Here is a 15,098-nt window from a genome sequence, read left to right as displayed (position 1 = left end):
TGAGATGAAAAAGCTCTTCAGTCTGATCGCGACTTTGATGATTCTGGCCCTGGCCATCTGGATCGGCCGGCTGCTGTGGATTCACTACATGGACACGCCGTGGACCCGCGACGGCCGGGTGCGTGCAGACGTGATCAATGTCGCCGCCGATGTCAGTGGCGTGGTGGTCGATGTGCCGGTGAAGGACAACCAGCCGGTGAAAAAAGGCGACCTGCTGATGCAGATCGATCCCGAGCACTATCAGCTGGCAGTCAAGCAGGCCGAGGCCATGGTGGCGTCACGCAAGGCGACGTGGGAGATGCGCAAGGTCAACGCCAACCGGCGCAAGGACATGGACGCGCTGGTGATCTCCGCTGAAAGCCGCGAAGACGCCAGCAATGTCGCGACTTCCGCGCAGGCGGATTATCAACTGGCGGTCGCGCAGCTTGAGGCGGCGCAGCTGAACCTGCAACGCACCAAAGTCCTGGCGGCGGTGGATGGCTACGTCACCAACCTCAACGTGCATCGCGGTGACTACGCGCGGATCGGCGAAGCGAAGATGGCCGTCGTCGACCGAAACTCGTTCTGGGTGTACGGCTTCTTCGAAGAAACCAAACTTCCGTACGTGAAGATCGGTGACCCGGCGGACATGCAATTGATGAGCGGTGAGGTCATGACAGGCCACGTCGAAAGCATCGCCCGCGCCATCTATGATCGGGACAACCCTGAAAGCCGCGAGCTGATTGCCGACGTCAACCCGACCTTCAACTGGGTACGGCTTGCCCAGCGCGTGCCGGTTCGTATTCATCTGGATCACGTGCCGGAAGGGGTGGTCTTGGCCGCGGGGATTACCTGCACGGTAATTGTGAATCCCGAAGCGCAAGCTTCAACGCGGTAGCACCTTGACTGCGCCTTAAGCCAGATGGGTGTCGCGCTGGTGGAGGTAGGAGCGTGGCTTGTCCCGCGATCTGTTGCGCAGCGACAGTAAGACCGGCCAATGCGGTGCATCAGTAAACACCGAGGCGCTGGCGGTTGCTGTCGCTTCGCGCCAGTTCGCGGGACAAGCCACGCTCCTACAGAGGCCTGGCGCAGCGGTCAGTATTTTTTATCCAGCTTGAAGCGCTTGCTCAGGACCCACTCCAGCAATGCCTTGGGCAGTAGCCGCTCCATGAGCGGCAGCGCGCGGCTGCCGTTGCCGGAGCGCAGCAGACGCGGCGGATGGTTGCGTTGTACGGCGTTGAGCACGTCGCGGGCGAAGTCGGCGGCGGGCGTCGGATTGCCCTGCGACGCATTGGCCCTGGCGCGGATGCCTTCACGCCATGGCCACCACGGCGAATCCTGGCGAAGCAATTGCTCTGCCTCACGGCTTGCGTTTTGGGCGAAGTGGGTGTCGATGGCACCAGGCTGGACTTCCATCACGCGGATGCCGAAGGGCGCCAGTTCCATGCGCAATGCGTCGGTCATGGCATGGACGGCGGCCTTTGAGGCGCAGTACGCGCCGGCGAATGGCGTGACGAGCACGCCCGAAACGCTGCCGATATTTACCACCAGACCTTTGTTGCGGCGCAGCGACGGAAACAGCGCGCGTGTTACGCCGACCACGGAAAACACATTGGTTTCGAACTGCCTGCGCATGGCCTCGACACCACCATCCAGCAGCGGGCCAATGCCGCCGTAGCCTGCGTTGTTGATCAGCACGTCGAGCCCTTTGCCGTGTTGATCAAGCTCGTAGGCGAGTCGATCAACCGCAGCGCTGTCATTGACGTCCAGGGCCACGGCACGAAACCCTGCAGTGGCCAGCGCCTGCACGTCGGCCGGCTGGCGGGCGGTTGTCCAGACTTCATGGCCTGCCGCTTTGAAGGCATCCGCCATGGCGCGGCCGATGCCGCTGGAACAACCGGTGATCAACACCACAGACATGGTTCATTCCTTGGGAAAAGAGAAGGGCGGCGCTCAGCCAGAGAACGTGCCTTGCAGGCGTTCGGCGCGAAATTCCAGGGTTTGCGGCCGATAACCAGGGCGCAGAGGCGGCATCGGCAAGCAGTCTTGCCATTGGCTACCGGGCAACAAATCGCCCGGTCCGCGATAGCGCGGCGCGGTATAAGTGTCTTCGGCCAGATTGACGGTATCCCCCGGCGCGTAGGCCGCGATCTTCCAGCGCAGTTCCGTGAGCGAAACGGTGTTGCCGTTATCGATCAGCACCAGCAACGGGCGACCCGCCGGGCATTGCTGCGGCGCATAGTTCACGCGCAATTGCAGGCGCTCAAGGCGCTGCTCATCACGGCGGTCCTCCCAGACCACAAACGCCGCCACCACTGCCAGTCCAAGGGCCGCCGCCAGTGAAACGGGCAGCGCTTTGGAAGGGTAGCGCAGGAGCAGGACCAGCCAGGTGAGCAGGAGTACGGCGCCGAAAATCATCGTGTCGATCTCGCGAGTGCAGAGGCGGGCATCGTACCGAAAGGGGAGGGGATTGAGCTAATGATGGTTTATCTGATTCTGGTTCGCGCAGGCACAAAAGCGCATAAAAAAGCCCCCGAAAACCCTCTGCGGATGGGGAATACGCAGAGGGCTGACGGGGGCTAGTACTACAGGTGAATCGGTATTAACGCGCGATCAGCTGGGTCTTCACGCCGGCTTCGATGCCTGGGGTGGAGCGGCCGTAGACGTCTTCGAAGCGCTCGATGTCGTCTTCGCCCAGGTAGCTGCCCGATTGAACTTCGATGATTTCCAACGGGATTTTGCCTGGGTTGCGCAGACGGTGAACCGAGGCGATCGGGATGTACGTCGACTGGTTTTCGGTCAGCAGGAACACGTTATCGTCGCACGTAACCTGAGCGGTACCCGAAACAACGATCCAGTGCTCGGCGCGGTGGTGGTGCATCTGCAGCGACAGGCTGGCGCCCGGCTTGACGGAAATGCGCTTGACCTGGAAGCGGCCGCCCATGTCGACGGAGTCGTACGAGCCCCACGGACGATAGACTTCGAGGTGGTTCTGGGTTTCGCTGCGGCCTTGCTCATTCAGCGTGTTGACCAGTTGCTTGACGCCCTGCACCTTGTCTTTGTGGACGATCATCATGGCGTCTTTGGTTTCGACGACAACGATGTTGTCCAGACCGATCACGGTCACCAGTTTGCCGTTGCCCTGAATCATGCAGTTGCGGCTGTCCTGAATAACGACATCGCCTTTGGCAACGTTGCCGTTCTCGTCTTTGGCGTGCACGTCCCACAGGGACGACCAGCAGCCGACGTCGCTCCAGCCCGCATCAAGAGGAACCACGCAAGCGCGCTGGGTTTTTTCCATGACGGCGTAGTCGATGGAATTGTCCGGGCAGCAAGCGAAGCTCGCCTCGTCCAGGGAGATGCTGTCGCCTTCGTGCTTGCTGCGCTCAAGGGTCAGCAGGCAGTTGTCGTAGATGTCCGGATCATGCTTTTTCAGCTCTTCCAGGTAACGGCTGGCGCGGAACAGGAACATGCCGCTGTTCCAGTAGTAGCCACCGGCCTGGACGAATTCAATGGCGCGCTGCTCGTCTGGTTTTTCAACGAACTGCTGCACACGGCTCACACCTTCCGGCAGCAGTGCATCGGCGGTGGACTTGATGTAGCCGTAGCCGGTTTCAGGCTTGGTCGCCGGGATGCCGAACAGGACCATTTCGCCACGCTCTGCGGCAACGGTGGCCAGGGCCAGTGCGCGTTGCAGGGCTTTCTGATCATCGATCACGTGGTCGGCTGGCAGCACCAGCATCAACTCGTCGCGGCCTTCGTTGGCCAGCATCATCGCGGTGATGGCGACGGCAGGCGCGGTGTTGCGACCAAACGGTTCCATGATCACGGCCTGAGTTTCCAGGCCCAATGCACCGAGCTGCTCGGTGACGATGAAGCGGTGGTCCTTGTTGCAGACCACGACAGGGTGCTGCATACCGTCGAATTGCAGGCGCTGGACGGTCTGCTGGAACAGGGTGTGTTCGCCGGTCAGTGCCAGGAACTGCTTGGGAAACTGTTTACGCGAAAGAGGCCAGAGTCGGGAACCGCTGCCGCCTGACAAGATCACTGGAATCATTTTGTTTCTCCGTTAAGCAAAAATCGTTCGAATGGGCTGTAGGTCGTTTCGGTCTTTCTGGTTTTTGTCTTGCATCGCCCGGCGTCCTCTTGGCTGGCTGCTTGCTCCGCAGTGCCCGACGCCGAACGCTTAATTCCGTAAATCTGTGGCAGCGCGCGGGTAATCACGCGCGCCGCCTGCGGCCTCTCGGCCAGATTCAAATGTGTTACTGGGTACCTGTCGGGCGCTTGACCCAGACTGGCGACAAGCTGCTGCCGCTGCCGGTGACGTACAGCACGGCGGCCTCACCACGCTCCAGCGCAACAGGCTTCAGGTCGCTGACTTTCTTGTCGCCGTCGAACAGCGCAAAGCTGACCTTGACCGGGTTGATTTCGCGCTCGCCGGTGCCCTTGGCAGACACAGCCTTGACCACGTCGGTCTTGCCGTCAGCGGTTTTTAGGGTCAGTGCCTTGTCGCTCAGGTTCTGTACACGAACCAGCGACTTCTGCTTGTTCTTGAAAGGAGGTTCTTCAACCAGCTGCGGCGCGCCCGAGGTGTTGTTGACGATGGTGTAGTAGTGATCGCTGGCCAGTTTCACCGGCAGGGACTGGCTGCCGACTTTGGCGGTGTAATCGCCCTGCGGCATGAAGCCGAAGTCACTGCTGGCCAGTGGGCCGATTTCGTTGAGGCTGGTGTTGCCGACGCTGGCGGTGATTTCGCTGCTGCTGGCGTTGTAAACACGCACGAAGGTCGAACCTTTTGGTGCGGTTGGGCCGTACAGGGCGGCGTCGCCACCGGCGAATGCGGAAAGGGATACGAAGCCCAGGCTCGCGGCCAGCACGCAGGTTTTCAGCAGGTTGGTTTTGCTCGAACGAACTGGCATTGGGTTCTGCGAAGTCATAGTCAAGAGTCCTCTCAGTTTTGCGCCTGGGTAGGCGACTTGGAGTTGGTGGCGTTTTCGGCCAGATTCTGTTGGGGGTCACGGGCCTTTTTGAGTTCAGCGATCCACTGTGGGTCGAACTCGGTCAGGTCGTTGTGAGCGGGCAGGTAGCGCTCCGGGAATTCCCAGATGAGCACCTGCGGCGGGCTGCTTTTGAAGGCGTCGGTCTGCAGATACTTGAGCATCGGCAGGATCGGGCCGTGGCCGTCTTCGGCGTAATTCACGACGTCTGCGTGCAAGGCCTGTTTGAGCGCACCGGCAAAGTTCCAGTTCGGGTTGGCGCTGTAGCTGGTGCCCACCAGGCCAACGGCAACCGAGTTGTCAGCGAACAGGGCGTCACCGCTCTCGGCGTCAGCCTGAGCCGGCTTGGTGCTGCGCTGTTGCAGGTCGTCCGGCTTGGGCAGCAGGTTGCTGAACAGCGGATCCAGCGGCAGGAAGTTGGTCAGATCACCCTTGTAGGGTTCGGTCGACTTGGCTTCGGTGACGAAGTTTTGTGGCTCGACGTTCAGCGGCACTTGTTTGCTGATCACCTCACCCAACTGCCGGGCGACGATTTCCGCGCCCATCGGCGTCCAGTGAGTGTCAGTGCGCAGGAACACCTGGCCCTGCGCCTTGGCGCCTTGCAGCGGCGTCAGCAAATCAGGGGCAAGGATGCCGGCCTGATTCACTTGGGCGTGGAACTGTTGATACAGGTCGGTGTGCAGCGTGGCCGGTTTGTTGTCACCAACGTGCTCCGGATACAGACGTGTCTTGGCTGGAACGATCGCCAGCACCAACTGCGTGCCTTGCTTTTTCAGGGTGTCACGCACGCCTTGAATGATCGCCAGGTTGTCCGCTTCGTTCTGCTCGCTGTTGGCAACGGCGTCGAACTCTTCGTCGGTGTACAGCCACTGGTCCTTGCCCAGGATCACGCCCGGACGACCTTCGTTGAACACCTTGTAGTCCAGGGCTGCCCAGAGGTTGGTGCCTAGACGCTTGATCGGGAATTCTTCGTCGTAATGGGTCTCCACCGCCTTGGTCCAGTGACCATTGAGGACGGTAGTTTCCTTCGACGTTGAGAAACCGATGAAGCTGCGCAGCGACCACAGGCCCAGCACCAGCAGAATTGCCAGGAACAGGAAAATGTAGAGGAAACGTAATGAACGGGTCATGTCAGGCTCCTCAGAACTGGAAGTAAAGGAACGGCGAGAAACTGGCCGCCGAGAGTTTCAGGATCGATGCAACAAACATCAGCAGGATCAGGGCGCGCATGGCATAGCGCGACCAGTCGACAGTCCAGTAGGCAGGTTGAACCTGCGCTTCGGTGCCGACGATGTAACCCGGTTGATGGATGCTGCCTGGCTTGTCGCCCGGTACTGCCTTGATCAGGCCAGGCTCCGCAGCGGCAGGGCCGTCGGCTTGCAAGGCTTTATCCGTCGGCTTGGCCGGGGCGCGGTTGCGGTAGAAATCACGCAGGCCGAAGAAGGCCAGGGTGATGTAGGCCACGACCAGGGTCGCCACTTGCAGGCCGGTGAGGCTCGCGCGGTTGAGTTCGGACAGGCCCAGGTCGCTGAAGCTGAACATCGCGCCATACATACGGGCGGCAACGTGCAGGTTTTCCGAGCGGAAGATGACCCAGCCCATGACCACCAGCAGGAAGGTGAACGCCCAGCGAACCACATTGAACGTGCGCGGTGCGGTGTTCAGGCCGATGGCTTTTTCGATCGCCAGCCACACGCCATGCCACGCACCCCAAACGATGTAGGTGATGTTGGCGCCATGCCACAGGCCGCCCAGCAGCATGGTCAGGAACAGGTTGCGATAGGTCGCGACCTTGCCGCCACGGTTGCCGCCCAAGGTGATGTACAGATAGTCACGTAACCAGGTCGACAGGCTGATGTGCCAGCGACGCCAGAACTCGGTGATCGACTGGCTGATGTAGGGCTGCTTGAAGTTTTCCATGAAGCGGAAACCCATCATCAGACCCAGGCCGATGGCCATGTCGCTGTAGCCGGAGAAGTCAAAGTACAGCTGCGCGGTGTACGCCAGCGCACCGAGCCATGCGTCGCCCGTTGTCGGGTTTTGCAAGGCGAAGCAATGGTCGGCGACCACCGCCAGTGTGTCGGCAATGAAAACCTTCTTGATGAAGCCCTGCATAAACCGCGTGCAGCCTTCGGAAAACTTGTCGAGGGTGTGCGTACGGTTGTTGAACTGATCGACCAAGTCGCGGAACCGCAGTACCGGGCCTGCGATCAGGTGCGGGAAAATGGCCACGAACGCTGCAAAGTCGATGAGGTTGCGGGTCGCCGGCGTATCGCCACGGTAGACGTCGATGATGTAGCTGATGGACTCGAAAATGTAGAACGAGATACCAATGGGCAACAGCACATGCGTGAGGATGAACGGTTCAAGACCGACCGACGTCATCATCGCGTTGATGCTGTCCACGCCGAAGTTGGCGTACTTGAAATAACCGAGGATGCACAGGTCGACCGCCACGCCAAGCAACAGCCAACGCTGTGCCGGTTTGGTTCTGACCCCGGCAGCGCCCACGCGCAGACCGATCCAGTAGTTCCACAGTGTCACCGCCGCAAACAGTGCGAGAAAGTCCACTCTCCACCACGCATAGAACACGTAGCTGGCGACCAGCAGCAACAGGTTGCGATAGCGTTGCCCGCTCAGGTAGTACAAGCCGAGAAAGACCGGCAAGAACAGGAACAGGAACACGTTGGATGAGAAAACCATCCTTTATCTCTCCATTTGTCCAACATCAAGGGCCGAAGCCCCCCCAAACCCCCCATGAAAAAATGGAGGGGTGAAACATGTAGCTGCCTACTCCCTGTAGGAGTGAGCTTGCTCGCGATGCGTCAGTGCGGTTGATGCCGCCCTGACTGATACACCGCTATCGCGAGCAAGCTCACTCCTACAGTTGGCTCGCTGTGGATCACCACGGCGAACGCAACTGGAGCTTTCGCTCTTACGAACCGCCCTTGTCACCCTTTTCATGCGTCGGGTCGTAGGTACGGGTCAAATCGCCGCCGAGGCGGAAATTCTTGAACGGCTGCATCTTGTGCTTCTGTTCCAGGACGTCCGGGCCGCAGTCATACAGCGAGCAGTAGGGTTCCAGCCAAGCGAATTTCATGTCGGTTTTCAGGTCCGTCATGTCTTGCTTTTCGCCGTCGCGGGCGGCGAATTCGCTGCCCGAATTTTTCACGCCAGCCAGCACCCGATCACCCAAACGCTTGAGCGCGCCGTTGTTTTCCTGGCGCAGATCGACACCGTTCGCCTGGGCGAAACTTGCGATCATGGCCAGCGGCGGCAGCGCGTAGTTGTGGTACGCCAGCGCACGCTGTTTGCGCTTGAGCTCGTTGGGCAGGAAACCTTGCGGGTCGACCTGGTTGGCGGCGATCTTGAATTCCTTCACCGACCAGTCGAACAGGTCCTGGCGATTCGTTGCCACCGCCGTGGACATCACGGCCCAGGCCGCCCAGTACGAGTGGTTGTTCGTCTTGTCCAGCGGCAGGTTGCTCCAGTCGCTGACGACGTGATCCGCCAGCTTGCTGAACCAGGATTCGATGACCTGCGTTTCCTGCTGGCGGGTGGCCAGAGGATGCGACTCGGAGAACTTCAGGCGCAGGTAGGCGGACGACATGCTGCCCAGTGCCCATTTGCGCATCGACTTGCCGGTGTGGTTGAAGTCGGTTGACTCCAGCGCATCGGCCTTGGCCCAGGTGGTCAACATGTTCAACGCGCAATCGAGCTGTTCCGGACGACCGTCACGCATGTACTGCATCACCACCTTGCTGGTGGCGCGTTCCATGGTCGTGATGTCTTTGGTCGCGTCACGGAATGCCTGGTCGGACACAACGTTCAACGTGGCGCGGGCTTTGTCGGAGCCTTCATATTTGCTGCGAAACTGCAGCGGGCCGGTATACGGCTGCGGTGCTGCGTCACAGTTGAACTTTCCCTGACCCGTCTTGAATTTCTCGACACCTTCGTAGTAACCCTGCGGCGGCACGAGTGTCGACGCAGCGCTGGCGCTGGTGGCGAACACTGTCGAAGACAGCATCGCCAGCGACAGAAGGGTAGGGAGCATCAGTTTTGGAGTGTGCATAAGAGCCTCATAACCCGGCTTGCGCGGTTTGATGCGCGGCATTCGGGAACACGTTGCGTTTGCATACTTTCGCTTCGACCTGCTGAGGCGCAGCGCCCGCTTCCGGGCCCTGAACTTCAAGTGCGAGCAATTGCTGGTCAGCCCAGTCCTTGTCATCGCGCAGTTCGAAGGAGAAGCGCCCGTCGGTTTCAGAAGTTTCAGGTTTTTCGATTTTCAAGTCTTCGTGGCGACCGTTCATGTACCAGAGGCGCGCCTGAAGGGTTTTCACCGAGTTGTCGGCGAACTTGATGTCGATCTGATTACTGCCGTTGCGCACATCCTTGATGCCGTTTTTGCCGTTGACCAGCAACTCGTTGATCCCTGGTTTGAGGGTGGTGCTGGTGCTCATCAACGCCGGTTTGCCTTCACAGCCGTTGTCCAGCAGCGACATCATCTGGCGATAGATGGTCTCCTGATCCAGACGATAAAGCGGCGAGAATTCCCAGATGAGAATCTTCGGTGGGTGTTTCTGGAAGTCTTCGCTGCCCAGGTACTGCAGCATCGAACCTTCGAGGCCGCCGCCCGGGAAGGCGACGTTCAGCACATCAGCACCAATGTATTCCTGCAAAAAGCCGGCGAAGTTGTAGTTCTTGCCACTGTGGCTGGTACCGACCAGAGTGATTTCCGGGTTACCGGAATCACCAAACAGGTCGCCGTCGGCTGCTTCGCCCTTGGGTTCCGTCTCAAACTGGTCCATGTACTGGATGGCGTAACTCGTGCCGCACAATTGACCGGCCATGTTGTGAAGAGTGCCCTTCTTGCCCATGCGACCTGACAAGTGGGTCTCGAATTCACGGCGCGGAACGCCGGCAAACGCCTGCATCTTCTTCACGGAATCAGCGACGATTTTCGCTGTGCGCTGGGCGCCATACGGCGTCCAGTGCTGGTCACCGCGGAAGTAGAAGTCGTGGGCCTGTTGCTCGTTGGTCAACGGCGACAGGTCCGGCACGGTGTAGCCCATTTTTGCGAAACGACCGAGCATGGCCTGGTAGTTGCGCAGCGCGGTGCTGTAATCGAACTTGTCACGGTCAGCCGGGAACAGCTTGTTGCGATCGACCAGCCCGCGTGTTGGCTGATAAACCACGACCAGCTCTACACCCTTGCTCTTGAAGGCGTCGTGCAGCATTTGCATGCGGCGGTAGCCTTCCGGCGTGGTGTCGAACTCGGTGCGCAAATCTTCTCGGGTCCGGAACAGCCAGTCGCCTTGCGCCTGAACCAGCGTCGTGAAGTTCTGCTGGTAGCGGCTGACGTAGTTCTTCTCGTCATGCGCTTCAGGGCAGATGCTGCAGCACGGTTCGGCAGTGAAGCTTGGGGCGGTGGTGTCTGCGGCGTACGCCGCGTTGCTTGCGGCGAACAGTGCAGCGGTCAGGCCCGAGAGGCTGAGCAATTTGATCAAATGTGCGTGCATAGAAATATCTTCCTCAGTCCCGGAGTTGTTTCTGGCTTTCGACCGGGTCGATCAACACGGCTTTCTGTTGGCGCACCAGCAGATCGAGGATTTCGTCCTGACGATCGCCCAGTACACCGTTGAAGCTGATCCCGCTGGATTTGGTCGGTGCAAGCATCGACACCTTGTACAGCTCGACGCTTAAGGGCGAGTCGATGGACAGCGGGCCCGAGCCGTTGGAGGTCAGTTCGCCGCCGACCATGATCATCGAAACTTCAGCGTCGAACGGATCGAGCTTGATGTCGCGGTCAGTGTCCGACAGGTCCTTGATGTGGCCGTAAACGCCCATCAAACCGTTGCCGATGGCCAGGTTTTCGTACAGCTTGATGTTGGTGCTGTTGCGAACCCGGATGCCGTGACGTTTGTTGGCGAACACGCGGTTGCCCCACAGCAGGTTGTCGGCACTCTCATACAAGGTGATGCCGTCGGTGTGGTTGCGGTAGATCTCGTTGTACGCCACCAGATTGTTCACGCTGTTACGGTCAAGGACGATGCCGGACAGGTGGTTGTCGTAGCTCTTGTTGTTGATGATGAAGCTGTCGTTCACCTCACGGGAGACGATGATCCCGTGCTTCTTCTTGGTCCCGTACACCGTGTTCTCGGCAATGATCAGACCGTGGGAACGGTCGTGGGGGTCGATGCCGTAGATGATGTTGTCGTGGTAAGTGCTGCCCTTGACCACGAAGTCACGGGTTTCATAGCAGTAGAAGCCGTACCACATATCCGAGAAGTCAGAATTGACGATCCAGCCGGTGGGTTCCGGGCGGTTCATCTGCGCCTTCATGTTCGGGGTGTACTGGGAAATACTGAGCCCGTACGACTTGCTGTTGTTGTAACCCAGGCTCGCCACCTTGGTGTTGAACATGTAGGTCTGGGTACCGCCCCACGACAGCAGGAACGGGCGGAATTCCTTCGGCGCCTTGAACGTTGAAGGGCCGTTGGCTTTCTCGCTCCAGCCAGTCAGCTTGGTGTCCGACATGAACAGCAGGTTGTCGTTGACCAGAAACGCACCGGCGTCCTGGGACAGGCGCAGCTCGGTGGTTTTCTTGTCGACTTCAAAGATGCCGTTCTTGCCGACGACGATCGGCAGACGTGCCAGGAAGACGCCCGGCGACGTTTCGCTCAGGTACTGTTTAGGCACCTTCTTCGCCAGATCCTGCAACGTCATGTAGCCGTCTTCGATGAAGATCGCCTGTGGAATCCCGTGTTGACGGGCTACCCATTCGGCCATCTTGTTGTCACCGCCGATGAATTCCTTCAGCGAGTCTTCCTGCATCATGCGTTTGATCGCAACCTTGCCCGGCTTGCTGCGCACGATCTTTTTCTGCATGGCCTGCTGGGTGTAACCCGACAGGTCAGGCAGCTTTGGCTTGTCCATCAACAACGGCTCGATGGGCGGGCTGGTGATGGTGTAGGTCTTGGCCTGATGCAGGCCTTTGACCAGCACGTCCTTGCCGTCAGCCGCATGCGCGGCCGGTGCAGGAACCGGCGCGGGGGTGTTGGCCATCGCCCCGGTGCTGAGCAGCAGGGCGCTGCTCAGCACCGCGCTTTTCAGCACGGAGCATTCCCGCAGGGCATGCGGCCATGCCCGGTGACGCAATGTGCTTGCTTGACTCTTCATCTCATTGCACTCCTATCGCGGCTTGCATCAGAAGCGCCAGATGACGTCAACGATGGCGCGGTGCATGTAATCGTCTACACCGCTGTGATACGCATCGCCCGGTTTGAACACGCCCGCACGCAGACGGATCAGCGCCGACGGCTCGTCGAACGACTGGCTCACAGCAGCCGGCAACAGGCCTTGCTTGAAGTATTTGGTCACGACAAGGTCCATTTCCTGACCCAGGTCCTTGCGGCCATCTTCGAGCGGCAACGAGGCGAAGGTGCTGACGCCGTCGTCGTCGACGTTTTCCTGGGCCGGGTTCACACCCGCGCCACCGATACCCGAATGACCGTCAACGCGACGGAACTTGTGGTAGATCAGCGAGGCGTCGTACTCGTCCTGCATCTGCCAGGAGGCGAACAGCGAGCCGGACTCTACGTTGGCCATTTCGCCCTGGAATGCTTCACCGAAGCGATGCACGCGTGAGCGGGTACCGGTCCAGTTCGAGCGGTTGCTTTCCAGACCGTTCTGCTCGTAGTTCTTGCTGGCACGGGAATAAGCACCGCCCACCTGCCACATCGGGTCCAGACGGAAACGCAGGCCCAGGTCTGTGGCCCAGCCGTTGACGTTTTCGTCGGTCTTCTGCCCGGCCACGTACTGATCGCCAATGGCGTCGTAAGTGGTGCCGATGCGATCGCGGTCGCCGGTCAGCCACGTCAGGCTGCCCCAGTAATTGACGGTGTTCAGGTTGCGGTAGTTGTACGCGTCGCTGTTGGCCTGCAGACCCAGCCAGGTCAGATCACCCCGGGTGGTCTTGTCCAGGTCATCGATGGACTCGCCCTGATGTTTCAGGCTGCCGCCGTCATGGCTATGGTGAGCGCGAACGCCCGCCCACTGCCCTGGCGTCCACTGGTATTCCACATCACCGTAGAGGTGTGAGCGATCCTTGTCCTGAGCCGACAGCTCGGTCAGGTCGGTGCGGTATTCGCTGAAACGCTGAGCAGCACCCACTTCTGCCTTGAGCAGGGTGGTGTCGAAAGTCCAGTTCACGGCTTCGATGTTGGTGTCGTGCCACTGCCCATCGTCATTGCGCAGGCGCTGACGGCCCACTTTCAGGATCTCGCCAGGGTAGGGCGTGAAACCGCTGTAGCCGATCCAGAATTCGCGAAGGGCAGCGTAGCTGTCATCCACTTTGCGGCTGTTTGACGTGCTGCGCGAACGCTGGGCACTTTGGCCGTTTGCGTCAGTGACCTGCTGATCCAGCGGGTCGGTCTGAATGGTGTCGGTAGCGGTCACTACCTGGCCCATTGCGTAACCGCTCCAGTTGCCCCATTCGCCATAGGCCCACGGACGCAGGTCCAGGCCGACACCGTTGACGTCGCCACCGCTGCGGGTGCCGAGGTCACGGTCGTCTTCCATCTGGCCCGTGGCTTTCACTTCAATGCCGAAATTCTGAGTGTCGGTCAGGGCTGCCAGTGTCGGCGTGGCCCAGATCAGAGAAAAGCCCAGACCGAATCCGGCCGCCATCAGAGGGTTCAACTTAAGCTTCATAGAGGTGCGTCCCCGCCGTCTTTTTCTTCTTGCAGTGTCTGCAAGGCCAGCGCGTTTTGCGCCGTGGTGCCCCGGACCTGCTGTTCTCGCTGGAGAAGACTCTGCGCCTGGGCGCGCTTCTCAGGCGGCAATTGTTCGTTCAGTTGTTGCGCCAGATCCGTCGCTTGCGGCGTGCCCTGAGCCAGTGCGAGCTGGCCGAAGACCCATGCGTTGACCGGATCAGGCTTGATGCCTTTACCTTGCGAGAACAACTGCGCGAGGGCGAAGTCGGCACTGTTCTGCCCACCGCGAGCGGAGGTCAGCAACTGGTCGACAGCTTTCTGCGGGTCTGGATGGCCCAGATAACCCCGGCGATAAAGCTGGCCCAGGTAGTAATGCGCGGAGATTTGCGTCGCGGCGGCCTTGGTCAGGTGCTCTTCGGCTTTCTTCGCGTCCGGCAAGACCAGCTTGCCTTCGTAATACAGTTTGCCCAGCAGCAGCTCGGCACGCGGTTGATCCGCAGCACGGCCGTTGTCCAGATATTCCATCATCTTGTTGACGTCACCCAGTTCGGGGAAGTCGTACAACAGCTGCGCCAGGCTGACCCACGAAGCGGGGTAGCCGGGGGCGACTTTCTCCAGCAGCGACTGCGCGGTCTTTTCGTCCGGCTTGCCGATGGTCGAATCGGCCAGCACGCGAGCGACGCTGTCGACACGCATGGCAGGCACGCTGCCCATGGCATAGCCGCTTTGCATCTGCTCGATCAGCGCAGCCTGCTTGTCGGTTTCGCCGCGCTTCTGGTAGACCGTCGCCAGCTCGGTGTAGCAAACGTCGCTGGTGTGCAGCGCCTGTTTGCAGATGCTTTCGACCTCTGCCAGATGCTGGTCATACGTGCCCTGCGTGCGATACAACAGCACTTGGGCCAGGCCCGCTTCCGGATAACCGGTGGCGCGCCATTCGTTGATCTTCTGCTGTGCGTTCACGTTCGGGAACGTGTGCGGGTACTGCAGATACAGCATGGCCAGCGGGATCAGGGTGCCGGCTTCGCCATTGGCAAAGGCCTTTTTCAGCAGACCTTCGGCTTCACGTTGCTCGGCTTCGGTGGAGTTCGGCTTGACTGCAAGCAACTTGCCCAGACGCGACTGCGCCCGTGGCGAAGTGGCAGCCGCCGCGCGGTAAGTCGCCTCGGCCTGTTTGATCAGCTCCGGGTCGCGGGTACCCACCTGGATATCCGCGAGGCCGACCTGTGCATCGCTATAGCCCAGGTCCGCCAGTTGCCGATAGTTTTGCTCCGCCATCGCAGTGTCGCCGCGTTTCAGGGCTTCGTTGGCCAGGCGCTGATCGGGCAGGCCGGCACAGCCGCCCAAACCGATAGCGATCGCCAGGCTCAACAATGTAGGGGCTGACAAGCTTCGTAGTGGGCTAGCCATG

The 15,098-nt window shown here is 60.1% G+C and carries 12 protein-coding genes; 1 reads left to right on the top strand and 11 read right to left on the bottom strand.

From position 1 onward, the window contains the following. Positions 1-4 precede the first annotated feature (4 nt). A complete protein-coding gene (locus VF672_RS07815; protein ID WP_331103320.1) occupies positions 5-877 on the top strand; it encodes an HlyD family secretion protein in 873 nt (290 codons plus the stop codon). A gap of 197 nt (positions 878-1,074) precedes the next feature. Here VF672_RS07815 and VF672_RS07810 read toward each other — a convergent pair whose 3' ends face one another. From VF672_RS07810 to algK, 11 genes are all read right to left on the bottom strand, one after another. Next, the gene (locus tag VF672_RS07810) at positions 1,075-1,899 is read right to left on the bottom strand and encodes an SDR family oxidoreductase (RefSeq protein ID WP_331103318.1); all 825 of its coding nucleotides are present in this window, start codon (positions 1,897-1,899) and stop codon (positions 1,075-1,077) included. 33 nt (positions 1,900-1,932) lie between these two features. Next, positions 1,933-2,397: a multidrug transporter gene (locus tag VF672_RS07805; RefSeq protein ID WP_331103317.1), complete on the bottom strand. Its 465-nt coding sequence runs from the start codon at positions 2,395-2,397 to the stop codon at positions 1,933-1,935. A gap of 184 nt (positions 2,398-2,581) precedes the next feature. Next, positions 2,582-4,036 (bottom strand): mannose-1-phosphate guanylyltransferase/mannose-6-phosphate isomerase, encoded by a 1,455-nt coding sequence (locus VF672_RS07800; protein ID WP_331103314.1) that lies wholly within the window; start codon positions 4,034-4,036, stop codon positions 2,582-2,584. A 205-nt stretch (positions 4,037-4,241) separates the two neighbouring features. After that, complete coding sequence (locus VF672_RS07795) at positions 4,242-4,898, bottom strand: alginate O-acetyltransferase AlgF (protein ID WP_331103353.1); 657 nt, start codon at positions 4,896-4,898, stop codon at positions 4,242-4,244. 32 nt (positions 4,899-4,930) lie between these two features. Then, a complete protein-coding gene (locus VF672_RS07790) occupies positions 4,931-6,106 on the bottom strand; it encodes an alginate O-acetyltransferase (RefSeq protein WP_331103312.1) in 1,176 nt (391 codons plus the stop codon). A 10-nt stretch (positions 6,107-6,116) separates the two neighbouring features. Next, the gene (locus tag VF672_RS07785) at positions 6,117-7,679 is read right to left on the bottom strand and encodes an MBOAT family protein (protein WP_331103310.1); all 1,563 of its coding nucleotides are present in this window, start codon (positions 7,677-7,679) and stop codon (positions 6,117-6,119) included. A 232-nt stretch (positions 7,680-7,911) separates the two neighbouring features. Beyond that, entirely contained in the window at positions 7,912-9,048 is a 1,137-nt protein-coding gene (locus tag VF672_RS07780; RefSeq protein ID WP_331103308.1) for a mannuronate-specific alginate lyase, read from the bottom strand. Positions 9,049-9,055: 7 nt separating this feature from the next. Further along, a complete protein-coding gene (locus VF672_RS07775; protein WP_331103307.1) occupies positions 9,056-10,495 on the bottom strand; it encodes an alginate O-acetyltransferase in 1,440 nt (479 codons plus the stop codon). 13 nt (positions 10,496-10,508) lie between these two features. Further along, positions 10,509-12,155, bottom strand: a complete 1,647-nt coding sequence (gene algG / locus VF672_RS07770) for a mannuronan 5-epimerase AlgG (RefSeq protein ID WP_331103305.1) — start codon at positions 12,153-12,155, stop codon at positions 10,509-10,511. A 27-nt stretch (positions 12,156-12,182) separates the two neighbouring features. Continuing rightward, complete coding sequence (locus VF672_RS07765; RefSeq protein WP_331103303.1) at positions 12,183-13,688, bottom strand: alginate export family protein; 1,506 nt, start codon at positions 13,686-13,688, stop codon at positions 12,183-12,185. Then, complete coding sequence (gene algK, locus VF672_RS07760) at positions 13,685-15,097, bottom strand: alginate biosynthesis TPR repeat lipoprotein AlgK (RefSeq protein ID WP_331103301.1); 1,413 nt, start codon at positions 15,095-15,097, stop codon at positions 13,685-13,687. The genes VF672_RS07765 and algK overlap by 4 nt, the downstream gene beginning before the upstream one ends. Between the last annotated feature and the right edge of the window lies 1 nt (position 15,098).

The organism is Pseudomonas sp., assembly GCF_036387035.1.
GTDB lineage: Bacteria > Pseudomonadota > Gammaproteobacteria > Pseudomonadales > Pseudomonadaceae > Aquipseudomonas.
Note: the sequence above shows the minus strand (reverse complement) of the source record. Positions and strands in the feature narration are given on the sequence as shown.